The following is a 24,372-nucleotide window of genomic DNA, read 5'->3' on the forward strand; positions in this document are numbered from 1 at the left end:
AGGGGAACCAATGACCCAGCAACGCTGTGCCTCCTACTACGCCGCATCGATCGCCGAAGAATCCGACTATGGCCGATTAGAAGACGAACACCGCGTCGACGTCGCCATCATTGGCGGCGGCTTCACCAGTGTAGCCACGGCGGTCGAACTCGCCGAGCGTGGCTACAGTGTGGCCGTCATCGAGGCCCACAAGATTGGCTGGGGCGCCAGTGGGCGCAATGGCGGCCAGGTCACCGGCAGCTTGTCCGGTCAGGGTGCCATGACCAAGCAGATACGCAATACCTTGGGCGGCGAGGCGGCGGATTTCGTCTGGAATCTGCGCTGGCGTGGCCATCGGATCATCAAGCAGCGCGTCGAGAAGTACGCCATCGCCTGCGATCTCAAGCACGGTCATCTGCAGGCGGCCTACAAGCCAAGCCACGCGAGAGAATTGAAGCAGGATTTCGAGGAGTCCCAGCGTCACGCGATCGGCGAATACGTGCACTGGCTGGAGGCCAGCGCAGTGCGCCAGGTCGTCGGCACCGAGCTTTATCACGGCGCCATCCGCAACGACTACAACATGCACCTGCACCCGCTCAATCTGTGTCTGGGCGAGGCTCGCGCTGCGGCAGGCCTGGGCGCGCTGATCTTCGAAGACTCGCCGGTGGTCGATATACAGCACGGCGACACCCCGATCGTGGTCGGTGAGCAGGGGCGCGTCACGGCGGACAGCGTGATTCTCGCCGGCAATGCCTACCACCGGCTCGAACGCCAACGGCTCAGCGGCAAGCTGTTTCCGGCGGCTTTGGGTATCGTCACCACCGCGCCGCTGGATCACGACACCGCCCTGGCGATCAATCCAGAAGACTTGGCCGTCTACGATACCCGTTTCGTTCTCGACTACTATCGCCTGACCGCCGACAAGCGTTTGCTGTTCGGTGGTGGCGCCAACTACTCCGGCCGCGATTCTCAGGACATCGCCGGTGAGTTACGCCCGCGTCTCGAACATACCTTTCCTCAGCTCAAGGGTGTGGATATCGACTTCCAGTGGCAAGGCATGGCCGGCATCGTCATCAACCGCATCCCCCAGCTCGGCAAGCTGTCCGACAACGTCTACTACGCCCAAGGCTATTCGGGCCATGGTATCGCCACCTCGCATATCGTCGGCGAAATCATGGCCAAGACGGTCAGCGGCAGCCTCGAGGAATTCGACGCTTTCGCCAAGGTGAAACACATCCGTATTCCGCTCAACGACCGCCTGGGGAACACCCTGTTAGCCGCCGGCATGTGGTATTACCAGCTACTCGAAAAACTGCGCTAATTGCTCGCCAAACCCACCGCAAAACCACAACAACAAACGCTCAGGTGACATCCGATGGATATCAATGGCCCCTTGGTTCTGCTGCCCACCGCTATCATTCTGATACTTGCGCTATGGACACGGCGCGCGCTCGAACCGCTGGTATTCGGTGCCTTTGTCGGCACCTTGATGATGGATCCTGGTAATGCGCTAAGCAGCATTACCGAAACGCTGCTCGAGGTGATGACCGACGAGGACGTCGCCTGGGTCATCATGGTGTGCGGTTTGATGGGCAGTATCATCGCCCTGCTGCTCAAGTCCGGCTCCTCCCGAGCCTTCGCCAACGGCCTGATGCGCTACACCACCAACAAGCCCCGGGCGCTGATGGGGTGCTGGTTCATGGGCATCATATTGTTCGTGGATGACTACTTGAATTCACTGGCCGTCGGCACCTCGATGCGCAAGGTAACCGATCGCTTCAAGACGTCTCGCGAAATGCTGGCCTACGTGATCGATTCCACGGCGGCGCCGATCAGCGTGCTGATCCCGATCTCGACCTGGGCGGTATTCTTCGGTGCGCTGATCGAAAAGAACGGCATCGCCGAGAGCGGCCAGGGCATCTGGACCTATATCCAGGCGATTCCTTACATGTTCTATCCTTGGGTCGCCGTGATCCTGGTACCGCTTTTCATTTACCGCTGGATTCCCCCTTTCGGTCCCATGAAGAAGGCCGAGCAGCGCGCCGAGGAAACCGGGCAATGCGTTCCCCCGGGAGCGGAGCATATCGATGAAGAGATCGGTCATCTCGAGGCGAATGCGGAAGCGAGCGGCAGTATCTGGATGTTTCTAGTGCCAATGACGTCGCTGGCTTTCTTTACCTGGTGGTTCGATTTCGACTTCCTGATGGGCATCTTCGTCACCTTGGGAGGCATGATCCTGGCCTTCATCGGTTTGAAAAAGCTTTCTCCCGCTCAAACCTTCGACAATATCCTGGCAGGGTTCAAGTCAATGCTCGATGCCCTGGCGGTACTGGTGGCGGCTTTCGTATTCAATGAGGTCAATACCGATCTGGGTCTTGCCGACTACGTCATCAATACCGTCCAACCGCTGATCAACGCCGAGATGCTGCCCTTCATCATCTTTACCATCATGGGTTTCGTATCTTTCGCCACCGACTCCAACTGGGGGGTATTCGTCATCATCCTGCCGATCGTCACCGTGCTGGGCCATAATCTGGGGGCCAATATGACGCTGGTGATCGGCGCCACCCTATCGGCCAGCACCTTCGGCAGCCACGCCTGCTTTTACTCGGATGCCACGGTATTGACCGCCCAGGCCAGCGGCTGCACGCCCTTCCAACATGCCTTCACTCAACTGCCCTACGCCGCCCTGGCGGGCTGTATTGCAGCGGCGGGGTATCTGGTGTTGGGTTATATGTAAACTCATGTTTGAAAAGTACTTCACGGGAAGTGCCTTATGCAGCAGGACACGTGCAGCAATTTCTGGATCTCTACGATTGCTCAATGGCCCGAACCGCGTCCGCGTCTGGAAGCGAGCATCCAGGCCGACGTGGCCATTGTCGGCGCCGGCTTCACGGGACTGTGGACCGCCTACTATCTGAAGACGCTCGCGCCGCATCTGGCTATCGTCGTGCTGGAGGCCCAGCGCGTTGGCCATGGCGCCTCCGGGCGCAACGGCGGCTGGGTGGTGGGCAATCTTGCCGGCCTGGAGCGCTACGTCGGTGAACTGCCGATGGAGCGGCGACGAGAGTGCTGCCAAGTGGTGGCGGACAACGTCGATGACATCGGCAATGTGCTGGAACGCGGGAGTATCGCCGCCGACTTCAACAAAGGGGGTGCACTCTACGCGGCGGCCCGCTACCCGGACCAGATCGCCATTCAGAAAGGCTACCTGGCGCATCTGCATGAGCTTGGCCACGATGAGGCGAACTGCTCTTGGCTGGATGCCGACCAGCTCGCCGAAAAGGCGCGGTTTCGCAACGGCTACGGTGGTATCTACCACCGTCAGGTCGCCACCGTAAATCCTGTAAAGCTGGTTACGGGCCTGGCCGAGACGATTGAACGTCTCGGCGTGACGATTCACGAACAGAGCCGTGTCACCCTCATCGGCCAGCATGAGGCGATCACGGAACAGGGCGCCGTCGAGGCGCCAATCATCGTCTGCGCCACGGAAGGCTACGCGGAGCGCTTTCACGATTTCAAGAAGCATGTCATTCCGGTGCAGAGCCTGGTGATCGCCACGGAACCGCTAACGCAAGATGTGTGGCAAGAGATCGGCATGTCAGAGCGCCTCGCCTTCGCCGATGCCAGCCGGTTGATCAACTATGGGCACCGCAGCGCCGATGGACGACTCGTGTTCGGCGCCCGTGGCAGCTATGCCTTCGGTGGCAAATCCAAGCACCGCCTGGCTATTTCCCAGGACGATATTCGCCTGCGCCGCGATCTACTGGCGGATCTATTCCCTGTCCTGCAGGACGTAACGATCAGCCATGGCTGGGGCGGCTCCCTGGGGCTATCGCGCAATTTCCGACCTCATGGAATTCTCGATCGTGAAAGTGGCATCGCAACCGCCGGCGGCTATGCCGGCGAGGGTGTCGCCGCCGCGCATCTGTTCGGTAGAACCCTGGCCGATCTGATACTCGAGCGGGATTCTCGACTGGCTAGCATGCCCTGGGTTTTTACCAACGCCAGCCACCGCCACCTGATCAAACGTTGGGAACCCGAACCGCTGCGCTGGCTCGCCGCTCAAGTGATTACCTATAGCTATGCGGGTGAGGAAGCGCTGATGAAACGCAACAAGCCCGCCCCGCTGATCAAGCCGGTTTTGACGAAGGCGAACGATTTTTTGCATCGGTTATCGAGTGAGCGGGTAAGTCACCAGCATCGCCTTTATCTTTGTGTTACCCCTTCAGGGATATCGCGCTATCGGCTTCTCTGTATAGCGATGAAGCCTACCCTTTCACTCGAATAAGCTTCTTGTTGACGAACTCATCGATACCGAAGCGACCGAGTTCCCGCCCGAAACCGCTGCGCTTGACGCCGCCGAAGGGTAGCTCCGCCGCCTCACCACCGACTTCGTTGATAAAGACCATCCCCACCTCGAGCCGATCGGCGACACGCAGCGCCTTCTCCTGATCCCGGGAGATAACGATGGAACCCAGACCAAAGGAAGACGAGTTGGCGAGCTCAACCGCCTCGTCTTCGCTCGACACCTTGTAGACCACGGCCACCGGACCAAACAGCTCCTCGTGATAGGCATCCATTTCCGGCGTGACCTGGGTAAGCACGGTGGGTGCAAAGAAATTACCCTCGGGGTTTTCACCGCCCACCTTGGCGACCGCTCCCTGTTCTAGCGCCGTCATGACCTGACGCTCGAGGGTGGCGGTGGCATTGGAGGATGACAATGGACCCAGAGCGGCGTCTTCATCGGTGGGATCGGCGGGCTTGGTCTTGCCCATGGCGGCGGCAAACTTCTCGAGAAATTCATCGTGGATGTCATCCATCACCAGGATGCGCTTGGAACCGTTACATGCCTGGCCGCTGTTCTCCAGACGACCGGCAACAGCCATCTCGACGGCACCGTCGATATCGTCGGTGTCGAGCACCAGGAACACATCGGAGCCGCCCAGCTCGAGCACGACCTTCTTGAGATGGCGCCCGGCGGTCTCTGCCACCGCTGCCCCTGCCCGCTCGGAACCGGTCAGTGAAACGCCCTGAACCCGGGGGTCGGCAATGATGTCGGCGACCTGCTCATTGGTCGCGAAGACATTGACGTAGGCGCCTTCCGGAAAACCCGCATCGTTGAAAATACTTTCCAGCGCCAATGCGGATTCCGGGCACTGGGGCGCATGCTTGAGCACGATCGTGTTGCCCAGCGCCAGGTTCGGCCCGGCGAAACGCGCGACCTGATAGAAAGGGAAATTCCACGGCATGATACCGATGAGCACCCCGAGAGCCTGACGGCGGATAAAAGCCTTGCCACCGGCAGGAGACGGAATGGACTCGTCCGCCAGGAAAGTCTCGGCGTTATCCGCATAGTAATTATAGATATCGACACAGAAGTCGATTTCGCCCTGGGCCTGAGCGATGGGCTTGCCCATTTCCTTGACGATGATGGCAGCGAGTTCGTCGCGACGCTCCGCATGCAGCTGCGCCACACGCTTGAGAAGCGCTGCTCGTTTAGCAACGCTGGTGGTGCGCGACCATTGGCGATAAGCCTTGTCGGCGCTGGTCACTGCCTGCTGAATCTGCTCGTCCGTGGCGATGGGGTAAGTGGCGAGATTTTCGCCGGTAGCTGGGTTAACGACCTGATAGTGACTCATGATTTCTCCTTGCGGTAACCCGAACGGATTCGGTAATAGCATAGCGACATATTACCCGCGCGAGCGTCCAGCGCCTATGGAATGATTATCAACTACCAGAGGGGAAGTTGAACTCCGCATGGGCCTTCTCGAAGGGCGCCGCCCAGCGCTGGGAGACCGCCTTGCGCCGGGTATAGAAGCGCACCGCGTCCGGGCCGTAGGCGTGCAGGTCGCCGAACAGGGAGCGCTTCCAGCCGCCGAAGCTGTGGTAGGCCACCGGCACCGGTAGCGGCACGTTGATACCCACCATGCCCACTTCGATCTTATCCGCAAAACGTCGCGCCGCCTCGCCATCCCGAGTGAACAGGCAGGTGCCGTTGCCGTATTCGTGGGCGTTGATCAGCTCGATGGCGGCGTCCAGGCTATCGACGCGAACCACGCAAAGCACCGGGCCGAAGATTTCCTCCCGGTAGATGCGCATCTGTGGGGTCACCTTGTCGAACAGGCAGCCGCCGAGAAAGAAGCCGTCCTCGTGACCTGGAACACTCAAGCCCCGCCCATCCGCCAGCAGCTCGGCGCCGGAACGCAGGCCGTCCTCGATATAACCCAGCACCTTGTCGCGGTGCTCATTGGTGACCAGCGGCCCCATGTCGAGGCCCTTGTCGGTGCCCGGCCCCACCTTCAACTCGGCGATCTTCGGCTGTAGCGTCTCGATCAGGCGGTCGGCGGTATCATCTCCTACGCAAACCGCCACCGAGATCGCCATACAGCGCTCGCCACAGCTGCCAAATGCCGCGCCCATCAGGGTAGTGGCGGCGTTGTCGATGTCCGCATCCGGCAGCACCACGGCGTGATTCTTGGCCCCGCCCAGCGCCTGAACCCGCTTGCCGGAGGCCGCACCGCGGGCGTAGAGGCTCTCGGCAATCGGCGTGGAACCGACGAAGGAGATCGCCTTGACGTCTGGTGCGTCGAGCAGCGCCTCCACCGCTTCGCGATCGCCATGTACCACGTTGATCACGCCCTTGGGGGCGCCGGCCTCTTGCAATAATTCGGCAATAGCCAGCGACGAGGTCGGGTCTTTTTCCGAGGGCTTGAGGATGAAGGTATTGCCGCAGGCGATCGCCATGGGATACATCCACAGCGGCACCATGGCGGGGAAGTTGAACGGCGTGATACCGGCGACCACCCCCAGCGGCTGGAAATTGGACCAGGCATCGATCCCCGGCCCCACGTTGTGGGAATACTCGCCCTTGAGCAGTTCCGGCACGCCGCAGGCGTATTCGACGTTCTCGATGCCGCGCTTGAGCTCGCCCAGGGCGTCTTCCAGGGTCTTGCCGTGCTCTTCACTGATCAGCTGCACCAGACGCTCCGCGTGCTCCTCGAGCAGCTGCTTGAAGCGGAACATGACCTGGGCACGCCTGGCCGGCGGCGTATCGCGCCAGGCGGGGAATGCGGCCTTGGCCGCCGCCACGGCCTGCGCCACGGTGGCGGTGTCGGCGCAGGCCAGCCGGCGAATCGCCTGGCCCGTCGAAGGATTGGAAATATCCAGTGTACTGGCGCCATCGACACGTTCACCGCCAATCAAGTGCGAAACCTGCTCCATCATCGTCTCCTAAGTTGTCCTTTTGCTCTTCATGGCCTGGCTCAATCCAACCGATCGAGAGTCGTGGCCACGGCGTCGAATAAGCGTTCCAGCTCTTCCGGTGTGGAGGCGAAGGGCGGGCCGAACTGCAGGGTGTCGCCGCCGTAGCGCACATAGAAGCCGGCCTCCCAGAGTGCCAGGTGTGCATCCCGTGGGCGAACCGTCGGGTCGCCATCGCGCGGCGCGAGCTGGATGGCGCCGGCCAGGCCGTAGTTGCGGATGTCCACCACATGAGAGCGCCCTTTCAGCGCATGCAGTTTCTCTTCGAACACCGGGGCAATGGCCCGCACCTGAGCGGGGAAGTCCTCCCGCTCGAACAGCTCCAGCGCCGCCAGGCCCGCGGCACAGGCCACCGGATGGCCGCTGTAGGTGTAGCCGTGGGGAAACTCGACGGCATGCTCGGGCCCGCCGGCCTGCATGAAGGTATCGAATATCTCGCTCGAGGCGATCACCGCCCCCATGGGCACCGCGCCGTTGGTGAGCTGCTTGGCGATGTTCATGATATCCGGCGTGACGCCGAAGGCCTCGGCCCCGGTACGGGCGCCGCAGCGGCCAAAGGCGGTGATCACTTCGTCGAAAATCAGCAGGATGTCGTACCGAGTGCAGATCTCGCGCAGGCGATCGAGATAGCCCTTGGGCGGCACGATGACCCCCGCGGAACCGGACATTGGCTCGACGATCACCGCGGCGATGTTCGAGGCGTCATGCAGCGCGATCTGATCGAGCAAGGCATCGGCAAGCTCCATACCGGTCTCCGCCTGGCCCTTGGTGAAGGCCAGGTGCGACTGCAGGGTGTGGGGCAGATGGGTGACGTCCATCAGCTGGCCGTAATGCTTGCGATTGCCGCCGATGCCGCCGAGGCTGGTGCCGCCGATATTGACGCCGTGATAGCCCTTGGCGCGGCCGATCAGCCGGGTCTTTTCCGGCTTGCCCTTGAGTCGCCAGTAGGCCTTGGCCATCTTGATGGAGGTATCCGCGGCCTCGGACCCGGAGTCGGTGAAGAACACATGATCGAGCCCTTGCGGCGTCAGACTGGCGACCTTCTCCGCCAGCTGAAACGCCAGGGGATGGGCCACCTGGAAGCCCGGCGCGTAGTCCAGGCTGCCCAGCTGCCTAGCCACCGCCTGCTGAATCTCTGAGCGATTGTGACCGGCGCCACAGGTCCAGAGCCCGGACAGGGAGTCGAACAGCCTGCGCCCCTGATCGTCGATGAAATAGCGCCCCTCGGCCCCCACGATCACCCTTGGATGCGCATGGAAATCCCGATTGCTGCTGAAGGGCATCCAGTAATACCGGTTGAGCGTTGTCGACGCCTTGACTTGGGGCCTGTGCTTGACCTGGGTTGCCACCTCGTCTACCTGCTGAGTCTGAAACATGGCCATGGATCTCCTGTCGTGTCATGGACGCGTTCTTTCCAGCATGGCCGAGTTTTCGGGTAGGAAAAATGTCGTTTTACTGGCGTTGACGTCAAGAATAGTTGACGTAACCTTTCAAGGACATTCTGAACCTTTCTGTCCTTCCAGCGCGTCCAGAAAGGCTTCGAGCACGCGGTGGAAACGTCGATCGCGACGAGTGATAACGACAAAGGGCGTGAGGTACCGGCAATCGGCGATGGGTAGCGGCTTGAGACGCCCCGCGGCGACCCAGGGCGCGGCGAGATGGTCCGGCAGATAGCCGAGATAGCAGCCGGTAAGGATCAGGAAGGCCGCGCCCTCGCGATCCGAAGCGGTGGCTGTTCCATTGAGCAGCGCATGGGCATCACGGGCGACCTCGGGCAAGGGATAGCCGGGAATGACCGCGTCATGTTCTGCCAGACATGCAGTGGTCAACAACGCTTCGGGTGCTGTGTAGAGCGGATGCGTATCGGAGCAGTAAAGCAGCGAACGCTCATCGTACAAGGGGCGGATCTCGAGGTTGGCCAGCAGGTTGACCTCCGGCACCACCCCGACATGCAACCGTGCGTCCAATACGCCCTGGGCGATCGCATCCGAGGGTTCCATATGGATATTGATGCGCACCTCGGGCCCCTGGACCTTGAGATCCGCCAGGGCGCGGGTGATACGCATTTCCGGCTTGCTGACCAGATTATCGGTGATACCGATATTGAGCTCGCCACGCAGGGTATGATGCAGGCCGTTGACCTCGGTGCGAAAGGTTTCCAGGGATGCGAGCAGCGTGAGCACGGCGCCGTAGACTTGACGCCCCTCCTCGGTCAGGGAGAAGCCGCCGCGCCCACGCTGGCACAAGCGCAAACCGAGCCGCTTTTCCAGATCACTCATATGCATGCTGATCGCCGAACGACCGATGCCGAGAACCATCTCGGCGGGGGTAAAGCCACCGGACTCAACGACAGCCTTGAAGACTCTCAGCAGACGAATATCGAAATCGCTGACCTGGCCCAGCATGGAGCGGGAATCGACCATGGGCGTCGCTTAATCCTCTGTTATGCGCAACATTGAACACTATAGCTATCGAACCGCATCGTGGGAGGAGCAAAGGATCAAAGCTTGGGGCGAATCACCGCTTCAGCGCCTTTACAGGGGGCAGATACAAGCGTGACATCGCTCTACCCCTTCACATGGTTCGTACAGGCCTCGGCAAATCCCCGGAAGATGGCATCGTAGAGCGGGTGCTCCTTGGGAAACCACTCCGGATGCCATTGAACCGCCAGGGCAAAGTTGGCGGCATCTTCCACGGACACTGCTTCAATCAAGCCGTCCGGTGCCCGAGCTTCGATGCGCAGCCCTTGGCCCAGCTCATGAATGCCTTGCTGGTGCAGGGAATTGACTCGCGGGCCTTCTCCGCCTTGAGAAACCCCTGAAAAGAGTCTGGCCAATTCGCCTTCCGGCACAATGTCCAGCTCATGGCTCGGACCATAGCGCACCGCCTTGTCCTCTTCTTTCGACTCTCGGTGATCAAACTTGCCGGGCACCTTCTGCACCGCCTGATACAGGCTGCCGCCCCGGGACACATTGAGTTCCTGAAAGCCGCGACAGATCGCCAAAAAAGGCAGCCCGCGTTCGATTACCCCGGGAATCAGCGCCAGGGCAACCGCGTCGCGATCCGTGTCGCTCCGCTCGTTCTCTGGCGCGCGGGCTTCCCCGTAGCGCGAAGGGTCCACGTTGGTCGGGCTGCCGGTCAGCATCAGGCCGTCGAGCCGCTCCAGCCAGGCGGTGATCAGAGAAACATCCGCCTCTTCCCAGACCGGCAGCACCACCGGGGCAAGGCCATAATCCCGTAGCGCGGTCAGATACTTGTCCGTGGCCATATGGGCAGGGTGGCCTTCTATTTCGCGGCGGCAGGCAATCACCCCCACCAAAGGGCGGTGTGTGACAGACATGACGATCTCCTCGTAAGCAGGGCAAAAACCGTTGTTATACTTTTATAAACATAACTTGCGCTCACGCTGTTGCCAAGCTGACTTTTTCCTGTCCACCAAAACCAACTACAACCCACTGAATAACCAAGGCAAACCGCAGTCTACGGCAAACCTTGCCCGCTACGTCAACACCCCAGGCGGCGAAAAAATTTGACAATCATGAGTGGTGAATAAAAGATAACAGCATTGTCACAAACTCGATTCCAAAGGTATCGTCATGTCCTCCTCATCCAGCGATGAAGCCCAGGCCTTTCTTGAACGCCACCCGGAGATTGGCAGTATCGACCTGCTGATCAGCGACCTCAACGGCGTGCAGCGGGGCAAGCGCATCCCCCGAGAAAATCTTGCCAAGGCTTACCAGACCGGTATCAATCTGCCCGCCTCCCTGTTCGCTCTGGATATCAACGGCAACACCGTCGAAGAAACCGGGCTGGGGCTTGATAGCGGTGATGGCGACCGTGTCTGCCGTCCGGTGTCCGGCACCCTGATGCCTACCCCCTGGCTACGAAACGGCCGTCACGCCCAGCTGACCATGACCATGTTCGAACCGGACGGTTGCCCCTTCTTCGCCGACCCGCGCCAGGTGCTGGCTCGGGTGTTGGAACGCTTTACTCAGGCTGGACTAACCCCGGTGGTGGCGGTGGAACTGGAGTTCTATCTGGTGGATCGCCAGCGTAACGAGCTCGGCATGACCCAGCCGCCCTGTTCGCCGGCCTCCGGTGAGCGTGCCACCCAAAGCCAGCTGTATTCCATCAGCGAGCTGGATGAATACGCGGATTTTCTCGAGGACATTCAAGCCGCCGCTCGTACCCAGGCGCTGCCGCTGGATACCGCTCTCAAGGAGTGCGCGCCGGGTCAGTTCGAAATCAATCTGATTCATTGCGATGACGCCCTCAAGGCCTGCGACAGCGCCCAGCTGCTCAAACGATTGATCAAGGGCGTAGCGCTCAATCACGGCTTCGAGGCCACCTTCATGGCCAAGCCCTACGGCCTCGAGGCGGGCAACGGCACCCATGTGCATATCAGCCTGATGGACGAAGCCGGCGACAATGTGTTCGCGGCAGAGGACGAGAGCCCGCTGGGCACGCCCGTGCTGCAGCAGGCCATCGCCGGACTGCTCGAACTGATGCCCGCCTCCATGGCGCTGCTGGCCCCCAACCTCAATTCCTTCCGACGTTTCCAGCCCGGGCTTTACGTGCCCATGGCGCCCACCTGGGGCTATGACAACCGCTCCGTGGCGCTGCGCATTCCCTCCGGGCCCAATGCGGCGCGGCGTCTCGAGCATCGAGTCGCCGGGGCGGACGTCAATCCCTACCTGCTGATGGCCACCCTGCTGGCCTCCATCGATCACGGTCTGAAACGCGAGCTGACGCCGCCGTCGGCTATCACCGGCAACGCCTACGAACAGTGCGAACCCAGCCTGACCAACAGCTGGTGCCAGGCCTTGGACCTGTTGGAAGGTAGCGAGGTGCTCAAGGAAGCACTCGGCCATGAGTTCGTCAAGGTATTTATTGCCAACCGCCGGGCGGAACGGGAACAGAGCCTGCAGGCGGTGAGCAAGCTGGAATACGACTGGTATCTGCGGCAGGTCTAGTCCGCCATCTCCACCCACTGCATATCGACCAAGGTGAATCCAATGACAACTACTTCTCCACCCGTCGTTTCCTCCCAGCAGCCATCCAAGCGTGACGCCCCATCCCTGCGCCCTCATGCCTTCGCGCCGTCCTTGCCCGGCAAGCGCGGCTCCCGAAGGCCCTGGCTGCTCGGCGCGGCGATTCTGGCCATCGTCACCAGCCTGACTCTTTATCACGACCCCGGCAGCGACTACGGCTGGATCAGCCTGGTGCCGTCGCTGATCGTGCTGGTGGTGGCGATCGCCACTCATCGCACCCTGGAAGCGCTGGCCATCGGCGCCCTGGCCGGGCTGATCATGCTCCAACCTCAAGACTACATCGGCGAGCTGGCGGATATTTCCATGACGGTGATGATGGATGAAACCATCGCCTGGCTGATCCTGGTCTGCGGGTTGATGGGCGGCTTTATCGCCATGCTGGAAAAATCCGGCTGTACCTTGAGTTTCAGCCACTTCATGGCGCGACTGGTGAAGACCCGCCGCCAATCATTAGTGAGCACCGCAGTGCTCGGTGTGCTGATCTTCATCGATGACTACCTGAACGCCCTGGCGACACCGGCGGCCATGAAGCGCTTGACCGACCGCTTCGGGGTCTCCCGGGAAAAGCTCGCCTATATCGTCGATTCCACCGCGGCGCCGATCTGCATTCTGGTGCCCATCTCCACCTGGGCGGTGTACTTCGCCGAACTGCTGGAAAACAATCAGGCCACGGAACAGGCGGGCATGTGGCTCTACATTCAGTCGATTCCTTTCATGCTGTATGGCTGGGTCGCTATGGGGCTTGCCATGCTGGTGGCGATCGGGTTTATTCCGGATTTCGGCCCCATGAAGGCAGCGGAAGCCCGGGCCAGAGCCGGCCAGCCGATTCCGGATGGCGCAACGGACCTGTCGCTGAGCGATGATGAAGTACCGCATACCAGCCCTTGGCGTGGCGTGGTCAACTTCATCGCCCCCATGGCGGTGCTGATCGGCGCCAGCGCCTACTTCGAGATCGACCTGCTCAAGGGCGTGATCGCTGCCACCCTGTTCACATTGGTGCTGTTTATCTTGCAGCGACTAGCCACCTTCAACGCCTTGATGGATGCCATCATGGATGGCTTTCGCACCATGATGCTGCCCTTGGCCATCGTCGCCGTGGGTTTCGTGTTGCGTGAGATCAACGACCAGTTGGGCATGACCACCTTCATGATCGAGGCCTTGACGCCCTACCTGACCGTGGCCTTGCTGCCGGTGATCGTATTCCTGTCCATGGCGGTGGTGGTGTTCGCCACCGGCTCCTCCTGGGGGGTATTCGTGATCTCGATTCCCATCGTGGTACCCATCGCCCAGCACATGGACGCCTCCATGCCACTGGTGGTCGGTGCGCTGCTCTCCGCCTCGAGCTTCGGCAGCCATGCCTGCTTCTTCTCGGATTCCTCGGTACTTTCCTCCCAAGGCAGCGGCTGCCTGCCCATGCAACATGCCTTGACCCAGTTTCCCTATGCCTTGTTAGGCGCTTTGACTACCGCCTTGGGATTCGTCGCATTGGGATATTGGATGGCTTGAGGGTTATGATTGGCTGTAACAAAAATGCCCCGGTTTTATTTTGCCGGGGCATTTCGTTTGATGCGGCAACGATGGCTCATCGAGTCCAGTCTTCGATACGCAGGCCATCGACATAGTAAAAGGCATGGTCGTTGGTCACCAGCAAGGCGTCGACTTCCAAAGCATGCACGGCGATAAGCAGGTCCAGAGCGCCCAGGGTTTTCCCGCCTTGCTCAAGCTTCGCTCTCACCTCTCCGTAACGCCGGGTCAGCGGGCTATTCCAGGGAAGCACATCCACCCGACACAGGAATTCCTCCACGACTCTTTTCAGCTGCTTGGCTTGGGGGCGCTTGGCAAGCCCATAGCGCAGCTCCGCTTCCGTAACCACGGAGATGCAAAGCGCGGCCATCGGAGCCGCCAGGACGTGCGCATTCACCGTCGCATGCCCCTTGATGAAGTGACTGACCATGTTGGTATCCAACATGATGCGCTTCATTCGTTCCACTCAGCGAAAGGGTCGCGCTCCTGGACGGTTTGTTTACGCTCTTCAGAGTCAAGAAACCCCTGGTCGATGGCGGCCTTTTGACGTGCCGCCAGGAAGGAGTCCCAGTTGGCAGGCCTGCGCGAGATGATCACGTCGCCGGTTGCCGGATCACGCCGAATGAATACTTCGTCACAGTCATCGAAGCGATAAGCGACGGGCAAGCGCACGGCTTGGCTTCGACCGTTCTGGAAAAGACGAGCTTTCTGACCCATGGGTTATCTCCTTGCCGAGTACACTTCGACGCTTCGTGATATATCAAAGTATATACCGCAAGCCGATAGCTATCCAAACGTTTCGTAGAGTGGTCAAGGGGCGCGAAAGCTGATCAAGCGGTAAATTCTAGATTCCCAGCGCATCCCGGGTACGGTAGTACCAGGCACCTAGCGCGGAGAGCGGCACCCGCAGCATCCGCCCGCCGGGGAAGGGAAGATGCGGCAGGCCGGCGAAGGCGTCGAAGCGTTCGTCTCGGCCGCTCATGACCTCGGCGATCAGGCGCCCGGCCAGATGGCTGCAGGTCACGCCGTGGCCGGAATAGCCTTGGGCGTAATAGACGTTGCCGCCCAGCACGCCGAACTGGGGCAGCCGGTTCAGGGTCATCAGGAAGTTGCCGCTCCAGGCATAGTCGATCTTGACGTCGGAGAGATCGGGAAACGTCTTGGCCAGCTTGGGACGGATCACCGCTGCGATATTCGCCGGATCCTGACCGCCGTAGTTGACGCCGCCGCCATAGAGCAGTCGATTGTCCGAAGTCAGACGGAAGTAGTCGAGCAGGTAGTTGCAGTCTTCCACCGCCATGTCGTTGGGCAGCAGCTGGCGCGCCCGGGACGCTTCCAGGGGCGCAGTGGTGACGATCTGGGTGCCACAGGGCATGGACTTGCCCGCCAGCTCCGGGATCAATCTGTCGAGATAGGCGTTGCCCGCCATCACTACCCGCGTGGCCCGCACTCGACCTCGAGGCGTGACCAGCTCGACCGGCGTGCCCTGAACAAGCTCGGTGACCGGCGACCGCTCGTAAATGACCCCGCCCAGGGACTCGACGGCGGCGGCCTGTCCCAGCACCAGGTTGAGCGGATGCAGATGACCGCCGGAGTGATCCACCAGGGCGCCCACGTAGCGCTCGCTGCCCACCTCCCGCTTGACTGCCGCGCCTTCCAGCAGCTCCAGTTCCCGATGACCGAAGCGTTCCCACAGCGCCTTATGCTCGCGCAAGCCCTTGAGCTGCTTGGCGTTGCAGGCGGCGAAGAGATTGCCGTCCTTGAGATCGCAGTCGATGTCATAATGCGCGACGCGCTCACGGATGATGCGGTTGCCCTCGAAGGCCATGTCCCCCAGGGCGCGAGCCGTGTCGACGCCGTGATTGGCCTCGATCACGTCCATGTCCCGGCTGTAGCTGTTGACGATCTGGCCCCCATTGCGCCCGGAGGCGCCAAAGCCCACCCGGGCTCCTTCCAGCACCACGACCTTGATGCCCTGCTCCGCCAGGTGCAGCGCCGCGGAAATCCCCGTGAAACCCGCGCCGACTACGCAGACATCACAATCGACGGTACCCTCGAGGGCTGGACGTTCGGGAGAAGGATTGGCGGTTGCAGCGTAATAGGACGCCACATGCTCGGCGGGAAAGGTCATGCCCATAACAAACTCCGGTGGTGATTTTATTCTACATGATCTTCCGAATTATAGCGCTTTTGCGCCATATTGATAGATTTTTGGTATTTTATAATCACCTATTTTGAGTTTGAATGTCATGTCGAACAGCTGCGGATATAATCGGCAGATCTCGATAGGCCTCCCATCGACGACACCTTCATCGATAGCGATAGTGCAGATACTCCTCTTTCTTCGGCCCGTCGATGATCCATTCGAGATCGAAACCGGCGTCGACAAAGGTCAGGCGGGCCTGGTAGCGATCCTCGACGCAAAGATGCGCCTCGCGGGAGACCAGATCCGCCGAGTCGCCCTCGGGCGAGGCGATCAGGTCGAATAGCCAGACGTCCCCGCCTCGACGCTCGTGGGATAGCGCAACATGATCGCTGCACGGTTTCCAGCAAAATACGTTGCTGAACGCCACCGGGGGAGCGCCCTCGATATCAAGGCAAAAATGACCGTTTTCGAAGAAGCGCTGACTGTTGTCGGCGCCAGAAACCACCGTCACGCTTCCCTCGCCGGCCCCGGACCAGCCGCACCTCGAGCCAGGCCCGGAGCGGGAGCGAAAATAGACGCGAGAAACGGATGAAAAACGCTCGCCGAGTTGTACAATGCGCGCCGTCGCTTCCTCAATACTCGGTTGATTCATCATGCCCTACCTGATCGGTGTCACGGCCCTGTGGGCCTTCTCGTTCTCCCTGATCGGCGCCTACCTCGCCGGCCAGGTCGACAGCTATTTCGCGGTGCTGGTACGTATTTCGCTGGCCTGCCTGCTGTTTCTGCCGTTTCTACGTCCCTCGGCGCTGGCCAACGGGATGAAACTGGCCTTGATGTGCATCGGCGCGATCCAGCTGGGCCTGATGTACATTTTCTTCTACCAGTCCTTCCTGCTGCTTTCCGTGCCGGAAGTCCTGCTATTCACCATCTTTACACCGCTGTACGTCACCCTGCTCGACGACGCCATGGCCAAGCGCTTTTCGCCATTCTACCTGCTCACCGCGGCGCTGGCGGTGCTCGGCGCGGCAATGATCCGCTATCAGGGTATCGGCAGCGAGTTCTGGCTGGGTTTTCTGGTGGTGCAGGGCGCCAACCTGTGCTTCGCCATCGGCCAGGTCGCCTATCGCCATCTGGCACTTGGATTACCCCGCGAGTTGCCCCAGCGCTCTGTGTTCGGCTGGTTCTATCTGGGGGCGCTTGCGCTGGTGATCATCGCCTTCGCCATCTTCGGCTCCACCGAGAAACTGCCCACCAGCGGCGTTCAATGGGGCGTGCTGGGCTGGCTTGGGCTGGCCGCTTCCGGTCTGGGCTACTTCCTTTGGAACAAGGGCGCCACCAAGGTGGATGCCGGCGCCCTGGCGATCATGAACAATGCGCTGATCCCGGCGGGACTGCTGGTCAATCTGCTGATCTGGAATCGGGAAGCGGATATCGTCCGTTTGGCGCTGGGCGGTGGGGTCATCCTGGCGTCGCTGCTGATCAACGAATGGTGGGCACGCCGCCGCGAGCAGGCACATTCCACCACGACGGCTTGAATGGCCTACCGTCGCCTCATAAAAATGCCAGTCAGCTTTGGCTGACTGGCATTCGCATTTTCTACGCTGTCGGACGAGCAATCACGCCGTGGCGGTAGTTTCCACCGTGACCAGCTCTTCCAGGCAGTTCTCGATGATACCCAAGCCTTCCTCCAGCACTTCATCGCTGACGGTGATCGGCACCAGGATACGAATCGAATTGGCCCAGAAGCCGCAGGAAAGCAGAATCAATCCCTTCTCCTTGGCCTTGGCGCATAGCGCCGCGGTCAGTCCCGGGTCCGGGGTGCGCGAGGCCTTGTCCTTGACCAGCTCGAAGGCAGCCATGGCACCAACCTTGCGCGGGTTGTCCACCGGGCCGAAGCGCTCCCGCCACTGCTCGAAACGCTTGGCGAGCTTGTTGCCGAGCGCCGCGCTCTTTTCCAGCAGATTCTCTTCCTCGATGGCCCCAATGACCGCCAGGGCAGCGGCGCAGGACAGCGGGTTGCCGCTGTAGGTGCCGCCCAGGGAGTTGGGGCCGGAGGAATCCATCACCTCGGCGGTGCCCACCACCGCGGAAAGCGGCATACCGTCCGCCAGACTCTTGGCCATGGTCATGATATCCGCCTGGAGACCATCATAGTGCTCCAGGGCGAACAGTTTGCCGGTCCGCGCGAAACCGCACTGCACCTCGTCGACGATCAGCAGGATGCCGTGCTCGTCGCACAGTTCCCGCAGCGCCTTGAGGAAACGCTTGGGCGCGATGTAGAAGCCACCTTCCCCCTGGATCGGCTCGATGACGATGGCGGCGACTCGATGTGGCGCAATATCCGTCTTGAACAGCTTCTTGATGCTGTCCAGGGAATCCTCGCCGCTGATGCCGTGGTAGGGAACGGGAAATGGCGCCCGGTAGACGTCCCCGGGCATGGGGCCAAAGTCGTTCTTGTAGGGCAGTACCTTGCCGGTCATCGCCAGAGTCATGAAGGTACGGCCATGGAAGCTGCCGTCGAAGCAGATGATGCCGCTGCGCCCGGTGGCGGCCCGAGCGATCTTGACCGCGTTTTCCAGGGCCTCGGCGCCGGAATTGACCAGCATCGCCTTGGCCTCGCCCTTGACCGGCGAGAGCTGACAGAGCTTCTCCGCAAGCTGCACGTAGGGGGCGTAGGGCATTACCGTCTGACAGGTGTGCATCAGCTTGTCGAGCTGAGCCTTGATCGCCTCCACTACCTTGGGATGGCGATGGCCGAGGTTGAGCACGCCGATGCCCCCGGCGAAGTCGACGAAGCGCTTGCCGTCCGCGTCCCACAGCTCCGCGTTCTCCGCATGGTCGGCGAATTCCATCGAGGGACTGGCGGCGCCGCTGGCCACATAGCGCTTCTTGAGTTCGTTGAGTTGTGCGTTGTTCATTTGTCTTTCCTCCCGTGACGCGGTGGCCGCTTATAGGCCACCGATACAGACGTACTTCAGTTCGGTAAATTCTTCCAGCCCGTGGCGAGAGCCTTCTCGGCCCAGGCCGGACTCCTTGACGCCGCCGAAGGGGGCGAGCTCCGTGGAGAGAATGCCTTCGTTGACCGCTACCATACCGTATTCCAGCCCTTCCGAGACATGCCAGATGCGACGATAGTCCCGGGCATAGAAATAGGCGGCCAGGCCGAATTCCGTGGCGTTGGCCAGGGCGATGGCCTCCTCGTCCGTGGTGAAGCGGAACACCGGCGCCAGAGGGCCGAAGGTTTCCTCGCGAGCCACTCGCATGGTGTCGTTCACCTCGGCGATCACCGTCGGCTCGAAGAAGGTGCCGCCGAGGTCGTGAGGCCTGCCGCCGCACACTAGCCGACCGCCCTTCTCCAAGGCGTCGTCGATATGCGTCTGGACTTTTTCCACCGCCGCCTGGTTGATCAGCGGCCCCTGGACCACACCTTCCTCCAGGCCGCTGCCTACCTTGAGTTCCTTGACTCGGGCCGCCAGCTTTTCAAGAAAGGTGTCATGGATGCCGTCCTGCACCAGGAAGCGATTGGTGCACACGCAGGTCTGGCCGGAGTTGCGGTACTTGGAGGCCAGGGCGCCCTCCACCGCCGCGTCCAGGTCCGCGTCGTCGAAGACGATGAAGGGCGCGTTGCCGCCGAGTTCCATGGACGCCTTCTTGACGGTGCCGGCGCACTGGGCGAGCAGTTTTTTACCCACTGCGGTGGAGCCGGTGAAGGAAATCTTGCGCACCCGGGGATCGGTGCTCAGCACCTCGCCCACTTCCGCTCCGCGGGAGGCGGTAATCACATTGAGCACCCCGGCGGGCAGGCCGGCATCCTCGGCGAGCTTGGCCAGCGCCAGGGCGGTCAGCGGAGTGGCCTCCGCGGGCTTGACGACCACGCTGCAGCCCACCGCGAGCGCCGGGGCGCACTTGCGGGTGATCATCGCCAGGGGAAAGTTCCAGGGCGTGATCGCCGCCACCACGCCGATGGGCTCGCGGAATACCAGGATGCGCTTGTCCACCCCATGACCGGGCAGGGTTTCCCCGGCCACCCGCTTGGCTTCCTCCGCGTAGAACTCGACGAAACTCGCACCGTAGCCGACCTCGCCTCGGGATTCCGCCAAGGGCTTGCCCTGCTCCAGGGTCATCAGCCGGGCCAAGTCTTCCTGATGCGCCATGATTTCCTCGAACCAGCGGCGCAGCAGATTCGCGCGCTCCTTGGCGGTCTTCTTGCGCCAGGCGGGAAAGGCACGTTCCGCCGCCGCTACCGCCTCCCGGGCCTCCTCGGCGCCCATGTCCGGCACCCGGGCCAGTTCCTCACCATTGGCCGGATTGGTCACGGCGAAGGTGCGCGCACCTTCACGCCACTGGCCGTCGATATAGGCCTTGTCCATCAACAGTTCCGGGGATGACGCCATGCGGTGCTCCTTGGATAAATGCTTGGTGATAGGCGAATCAATTGATGATGCCCTGTTCGCGAAGCTGAGCGATATCCGCCGTCGAAAGCCCCATCTCCGTGAGAATCGCATCGCTGTCCTGACCCAGGGTCGGCGGCGGCTGTCGGCTGGTACGGGACTCGCCGTCGAAGCGCAGGGGGTTCGCCACTTGGGGAATTCGCAGGCCGTCCCGCTCGAGATGAGTCACCATTTCCCGGTGACGAATCTGCGGGTCGTTCAAGGCCTCGCTAATGGTATTGATCGGTCCGGCGGGAATGCCCAGGGCCTCGAATTCCGCCAGCCACTCGTTCCGGGAGCGCGTCAGCAGCTGGGCGGCGATCAAGGGCACCAGACTGTCCCGGTGGCTGACCCGGGCGCCGTTGGTGGCGTAATGGGGGTCGCTGGCCCATTCCGGTTGACCCAGCAAACCGGCAAGACGGGCAAACTGGGCATCGTTGCCCACGGTCAGTACCAGATAGCCATCCGCGCAGGCGAAGGCCTGATAGGGCACGATATTCGGGTGAGCGTTGCCTTGACGTTGAGGGTCTCGGCCTGAAACCAGGGCATTGAGCGCCTGATTGGCTAGAGTCGCCACCTGGACATCGAGCAGCGCCACGTCCACATGGCGGCCGAGGCCGGTGCGCTCTCGCTCGTCCAGCGCCGCCAGCACGCCGATGGTGGCATAAAGCCCGGTGAGAATATCCGTCAGCGCCACGCCGACCTTCATTGGCATGCCTTCCACTTCGCCGGTCACGCTCATCAGGCCGCCCAGCGCTTGAATCATGAAGTCGTAGCCCGGTCGATGGGCGTAGGGGCCGTCCTGGCCGAAGCCGGTGATGGAGCAGCCGATCAGACGCGGATTGCACGCCTTGAGGCTGGCGTAGTCCAGCCCGTAGCGCTTGAGCCCACCGACCTTGAAGTTTTCCAGCACAATATCGGCGCGCTCGGCGAGCTCCCGCACCAGCGCCTGGCCTCGGGGCTGGGTCAGATCCACCGCCAGGGACTGCTTGCCGCGATTGGCGCACAGGTAATAGGCCGCCTCGCGAAGATCGTCCTCGCCTTCCAGCCAGGGCGGCCCCCAGCCGCGGGTGTCGTCGCCGCTGCCCGGGCGCTCGATCTTGATCACCCGAGCGCCCAGGTCCGCCAGCAACTGCCCCGCCCAGGGACCCGCCAGTACCCGTGATAGATCCAGCACCACCCGGCCCGCCAGGGGGCCGGCTTCCTGCGTGACCATTTTCAACTCCCGCTGAAGGCTTGAAGGCCAGTCTGCGCCCTGCCCAGGATCAGGGCATGAATATCGTGGGTGCCTTCGTAGGTATTGACCGCCTCCAGGTTCATCATGTGGCGAATCACGTGGTATTCGTCGCTGATGCCATTGCCGCCGTGCATGTCCCGGGCCTGGCGAGCGATATCCAGCGCCTTGCCGCAGTTATTGCGCTTGATCAAGGAGATCGCCTCCGGCACCAGTTGGCCGGCGTCGATCATCCGACCCACTCGCAGGGACGCTTGCAGACCCAGGGCGATCTCGGTCTGCATGTCCGCGAGCTTCTTCTGGATCAGCTGGTTGGCGGCCAGCGGCCGACCGAACTGCTTGCGCTCCAGGGTGTAATCGCGAGCCGCGTGCCAGCAGGCCTCCGCCGCACCCATGGTGCCCCAGCTGATGCCGTAGCGCGCCCGGTTGAGACAGGAAAACGGTCCCTTGAAGCCCTGCACGTTGGGCAGGCGCTGCTCGTCGCCGACCTCCACGTCGTTCATGGCGATCTGGCCGGTGATGGAGGCGCGCAGGCTGAACTTGCCTTCGATCTTCGGGGCGCTGAGCCCTTTCATACCCTTCTCGAGAATGAAGCCGCGCAGCACGTCGTCCTGATCCCGGGCCCAGACCACGAATACATCGGCGATGGGCGAGTTGGTGATCCAGGACTTGGTGCCGTTGAGCCGCCAGCCGCTGTCGGTCTTGAACGCCCGAGTGGACATGCCGCCGGGATCGGAGCCGTGATCCGGCTCGGTCAAGCCGAAACAGCCGACCCACTCGCCGCTGGCCAGTTTAGGCAGGTATTTCTCCCGCTGCTCCTCGCTGCCGAAGTCGTGAATCGGATACATCACCAGGCTCGACTGCACGCTCATGGCGCTGCGATAGCCGGAATCCACCCGCTCCACTTCCCGGGCGATCAGACCGTAGCTGACGTAGTTGAGCCCGGCGCCGCCGTAGCCGTCGATGGTGGCACCCAGCAGGCCGAGCTCGCCCATCTCGTTCATGATCTCGCGGTCGAAGTGCTCGTGGCGGTTGGCTTCCAGCACCCGAGGCAACAGCTTTTCCTGGCAGTAGTCGTGGGCGCTGGCCTGCACCATGCGCTCGTCTTCCTCCAGCTGATCGATCAGGCGAAACGGGTCTTCCCAGGTCATCGGGGTCAAGTTGCTCATTGAGGTTCTCCAGGCAGAGAGATCAAAATTTCTACACTTTTGTAAAATGTAGATCAATTTTGCTTCGTCGCCAATCTTTTTTTACGAACGTAGCGCCGAGAATCGAGATGAATGAAGAAAATCACCCCCTACTCACACCAGCCCGCGCTTTTCCATCAGCTGGCGAATGATCGGTACCGGGGTCAGCAGGTGCTCCCGCATCAGGAAGCTGGCTTTGAAGGCGTCCCGGTCCAGCAGCGCCTCCACCAGCGCGGCGTGTTCCCGTCGCTTGGTTTCCAGGGCCTCTGCGGAGAAGACCGTTTCGCATAGCCAGAGATGACGATAGCGTTCGACCTGATCGAACAAGCTCTCCCGTACCTGCAGAAGTTGAGGGGAATTACATCCGCCGGCAATAGCGGAATGGAAAGCCTTGTGGCGCTCGTCCCAGACATCCAGCATATCGTCGGGGCCGCTGACCTTCTCTACCTTGGCCAAGGTATGCTGCTTGGCCAGAATGTCCGCCTCCCAGGCATCGTCGCCACGGCGCACAGCCAGTTCGACGATCAAGCCTTCCAGATGGGAACGGGCATCGTAGATGTCCTCGAGCTCCGCCACGGACATCGGCGCAACCCGATAGCCGCGCTGGCTGATCGCCACCACCAGGCGTTCCGCCACCAGTTGAGACAGCGCCTCGCGCAGGGGGCCGATGCCCAGGCCATAGCGCTCCTTCAAATGGCTCATCAAGAGCTTTTCGCCGGGGGGATAAACGCCTCGAATGATGTCGCGCTTCAACCAGGCATAGGCGCTGATGCCGAGGTTCTGGCGAGGCGCCGGTTGTGTCAGGGTATTCATGAAAGGCATCCACTGGCTGAAAAGTAAAAGTATCAGTATAGCGAATGCCGATATTGACAGGAAAAGTCCACAGGAAATTGTTCTATCCGACATCTATCGAAAACGTCAACGTTTCCGGCATGCCATCTATTTCCCGCTTTCTCAAAGCACCGGGCGCAGCACCAGCCTCCCGGATTTCACGTCGATGGCGATATCGTGGCCGCGCAGACGGCGTTGGTCATCCTCGTCGAGCCGGTAGACCGGCACCTGCTCGAGTACTTGGGAAGCAAGCCGAGCAGCGAGATCGATCATCGGGGCCAGTCCGCCGGGCAGCCAATCCGCCTGCACGTCGCTGTCAAGCAGGGTCAAACGGCGAATGTACACCGCCTTGTCTTCTGGCTCGTAGACCGGAGTGCCTTCCAGGCGCAAAGCGATCTGCGCCGGCATGCGGCTACCGAAGGCGTTGAGCGCCATGTTCCCGGCCACATCCAGCACCATCACGTTGCGCCCTTCCGGGCCGAGGGTAATATCCGCCCGTTCCAGATCCAGCGCCAGCGGCGCGCCCATCGCCAGTTGACGGCGATCGAACTCCTCCATGGAGTCCATCAGGTAGCGCTCCAGCTCCGCCTCGCTGACGGAATAGCTCACCAGGCTCGCGCAGCCGGCCAGCAGCCACGAAATCATCAATGCGGATAGCAAGCAGCGTTTGAACGGAAAGGCGATGATAGGATTCATTGAGTTACCTCGGGCTTGAAACAGGTGGCTC

Annotated in this window: 21 protein-coding genes; 6 read left to right on the plus strand and 15 right to left on the minus strand. The window is 61.4% G+C overall.

Going from position 1 to position 24,372, the window contains the following annotated elements; all coding sequences use genetic code 11:
- The first annotated feature begins 10 nt into the window (after positions 1-10).
- Genes FGL86_RS02140 through FGL86_RS02150 form a run of 3 tightly spaced genes read left to right on the plus strand, consistent with a single transcriptional unit; the run spans position 11 to position 4,270 of the window.
- On the plus strand, positions 11-1,300 hold the full coding sequence (locus FGL86_RS02140) for an NAD(P)/FAD-dependent oxidoreductase (protein ID WP_147183059.1): 1,290 nt from the start codon (positions 11-13) through the stop codon (positions 1,298-1,300).
- A 54-nt stretch (positions 1,301-1,354) separates the two neighbouring features.
- Positions 1,355-2,719 (plus strand): Na+/H+ antiporter NhaC family protein, encoded by a 1,365-nt coding sequence (locus FGL86_RS02145; protein WP_147183060.1) that lies wholly within the window; start codon positions 1,355-1,357, stop codon positions 2,717-2,719.
- A gap of 36 nt (positions 2,720-2,755) precedes the next feature.
- On the plus strand, positions 2,756-4,270 hold the full coding sequence (locus FGL86_RS02150) for an NAD(P)/FAD-dependent oxidoreductase (protein ID WP_147183061.1): 1,515 nt from the start codon (positions 2,756-2,758) through the stop codon (positions 4,268-4,270).
- On the opposite strand, the gene FGL86_RS02155 is transcribed toward FGL86_RS02150, so the two are convergent.
- The 5 genes from FGL86_RS02155 to FGL86_RS02175 form a co-directional block, all read right to left on the minus strand.
- Positions 4,251-5,621: an NAD-dependent succinate-semialdehyde dehydrogenase gene (locus FGL86_RS02155; protein WP_147183062.1), complete on the minus strand. Its 1,371-nt coding sequence runs from the start codon at positions 5,619-5,621 to the stop codon at positions 4,251-4,253. The two genes, FGL86_RS02150 and FGL86_RS02155, sit on opposite strands and share 20 nt — an antisense overlap.
- 88 nt (positions 5,622-5,709) lie before the next feature.
- Complete coding sequence (locus FGL86_RS02160; protein ID WP_147186051.1) at positions 5,710-7,203, minus strand: CoA-acylating methylmalonate-semialdehyde dehydrogenase; 1,494 nt, start codon at positions 7,201-7,203, stop codon at positions 5,710-5,712.
- Positions 7,204-7,244: 41 nt separating this feature from the next.
- Positions 7,245-8,525, minus strand: coding sequence for an omega-aminotransferase AptA (gene aptA, locus FGL86_RS02165; protein ID WP_246131825.1), 1,281 nt, complete (start codon positions 8,523-8,525; stop codon positions 7,245-7,247).
- A gap of 207 nt (positions 8,526-8,732) precedes the next feature.
- On the minus strand, positions 8,733-9,665 hold the full coding sequence (locus tag FGL86_RS02170; protein WP_147183064.1) for a LysR family transcriptional regulator: 933 nt from the start codon (positions 9,663-9,665) through the stop codon (positions 8,733-8,735).
- A gap of 143 nt (positions 9,666-9,808) precedes the next feature.
- Positions 9,809-10,582, minus strand: coding sequence for a gamma-glutamyl-gamma-aminobutyrate hydrolase family protein (locus FGL86_RS02175; protein WP_147183065.1), 774 nt, complete (start codon positions 10,580-10,582; stop codon positions 9,809-9,811).
- A 256-nt stretch (positions 10,583-10,838) separates the two neighbouring features.
- Here FGL86_RS02175 and FGL86_RS02180 point away from each other — a divergent pair, with 256 nt between their 5' ends.
- Entirely contained in the window at positions 10,839-12,215 is a 1,377-nt protein-coding gene (locus tag FGL86_RS02180) for a glutamine synthetase family protein (protein WP_147183066.1), read from the plus strand.
- 42 nt (positions 12,216-12,257) lie between these two features.
- The gene (locus FGL86_RS02185) at positions 12,258-13,799 is read left to right on the plus strand and encodes a Na+/H+ antiporter NhaC family protein (RefSeq protein WP_147183067.1); all 1,542 of its coding nucleotides are present in this window, start codon (positions 12,258-12,260) and stop codon (positions 13,797-13,799) included.
- 76 nt (positions 13,800-13,875) lie between these two features.
- Here FGL86_RS02185 and FGL86_RS02190 read toward each other — a convergent pair whose 3' ends face one another.
- The 4 genes from FGL86_RS02190 to FGL86_RS02205 form a co-directional block, all read right to left on the minus strand.
- On the minus strand, positions 13,876-14,262 hold the full coding sequence (locus tag FGL86_RS02190) for a type II toxin-antitoxin system VapC family toxin (RefSeq protein ID WP_222433785.1): 387 nt from the start codon (positions 14,260-14,262) through the stop codon (positions 13,876-13,878).
- Positions 14,263-14,270: 8 nt separating this feature from the next.
- The gene (locus FGL86_RS02195) at positions 14,271-14,534 is read right to left on the minus strand and encodes an antitoxin (protein ID WP_147183069.1); all 264 of its coding nucleotides are present in this window, start codon (positions 14,532-14,534) and stop codon (positions 14,271-14,273) included.
- Positions 14,535-14,661: 127 nt separating this feature from the next.
- Positions 14,662-15,954 (minus strand): NAD(P)/FAD-dependent oxidoreductase, encoded by a 1,293-nt coding sequence (locus FGL86_RS02200; protein WP_147183070.1) that lies wholly within the window; start codon positions 15,952-15,954, stop codon positions 14,662-14,664.
- 172 nt (positions 15,955-16,126) lie between these two features.
- Positions 16,127-16,618, minus strand: coding sequence for a DUF6314 family protein (locus FGL86_RS02205; protein WP_147183071.1), 492 nt, complete (start codon positions 16,616-16,618; stop codon positions 16,127-16,129).
- Between FGL86_RS02205 and FGL86_RS02210 the strand changes: the two genes are divergently transcribed.
- The gene (locus FGL86_RS02210; RefSeq protein ID WP_147183072.1) at positions 16,617-17,498 is read left to right on the plus strand and encodes a carboxylate/amino acid/amine transporter; all 882 of its coding nucleotides are present in this window, start codon (positions 16,617-16,619) and stop codon (positions 17,496-17,498) included. The genes FGL86_RS02205 and FGL86_RS02210 overlap by 2 nt on opposite strands.
- Positions 17,499-17,579: 81 nt before the next feature.
- On the opposite strand, the gene gabT is transcribed toward FGL86_RS02210, so the two are convergent.
- From gabT to FGL86_RS02240, 6 genes are all read right to left on the minus strand, one after another.
- Complete coding sequence (gene gabT / locus FGL86_RS02215) at positions 17,580-18,881, minus strand: 4-aminobutyrate--2-oxoglutarate transaminase (RefSeq protein WP_147183073.1); 1,302 nt, start codon at positions 18,879-18,881, stop codon at positions 17,580-17,582.
- A 30-nt stretch (positions 18,882-18,911) separates the two neighbouring features.
- Entirely contained in the window at positions 18,912-20,357 is a 1,446-nt protein-coding gene (locus FGL86_RS02220; protein WP_147183074.1) for an NAD-dependent succinate-semialdehyde dehydrogenase, read from the minus strand.
- A gap of 37 nt (positions 20,358-20,394) precedes the next feature.
- Complete coding sequence (locus tag FGL86_RS02225; RefSeq protein WP_147183075.1) at positions 20,395-21,609, minus strand: CaiB/BaiF CoA transferase family protein; 1,215 nt, start codon at positions 21,607-21,609, stop codon at positions 20,395-20,397.
- A 2-nt stretch (positions 21,610-21,611) separates the two neighbouring features.
- A complete protein-coding gene (locus FGL86_RS02230) occupies positions 21,612-22,796 on the minus strand; it encodes an acyl-CoA dehydrogenase (RefSeq protein WP_147183076.1) in 1,185 nt (394 codons plus the stop codon).
- A 132-nt stretch (positions 22,797-22,928) separates the two neighbouring features.
- Entirely contained in the window at positions 22,929-23,627 is a 699-nt protein-coding gene (gene csiR, locus FGL86_RS02235) for a DNA-binding transcriptional regulator CsiR (protein ID WP_147183077.1), read from the minus strand.
- A gap of 141 nt (positions 23,628-23,768) precedes the next feature.
- The gene (locus tag FGL86_RS02240) at positions 23,769-24,341 is read right to left on the minus strand and encodes a YceB family lipoprotein (RefSeq protein WP_147183078.1); all 573 of its coding nucleotides are present in this window, start codon (positions 24,339-24,341) and stop codon (positions 23,769-23,771) included.
- Positions 24,342-24,372 lie beyond the last annotated feature (31 nt).

Source organism: Pistricoccus aurantiacus (assembly GCF_007954585.1).
Taxonomy (GTDB): Bacteria; Pseudomonadota; Gammaproteobacteria; order Pseudomonadales; family Halomonadaceae; genus Pistricoccus; species Pistricoccus aurantiacus.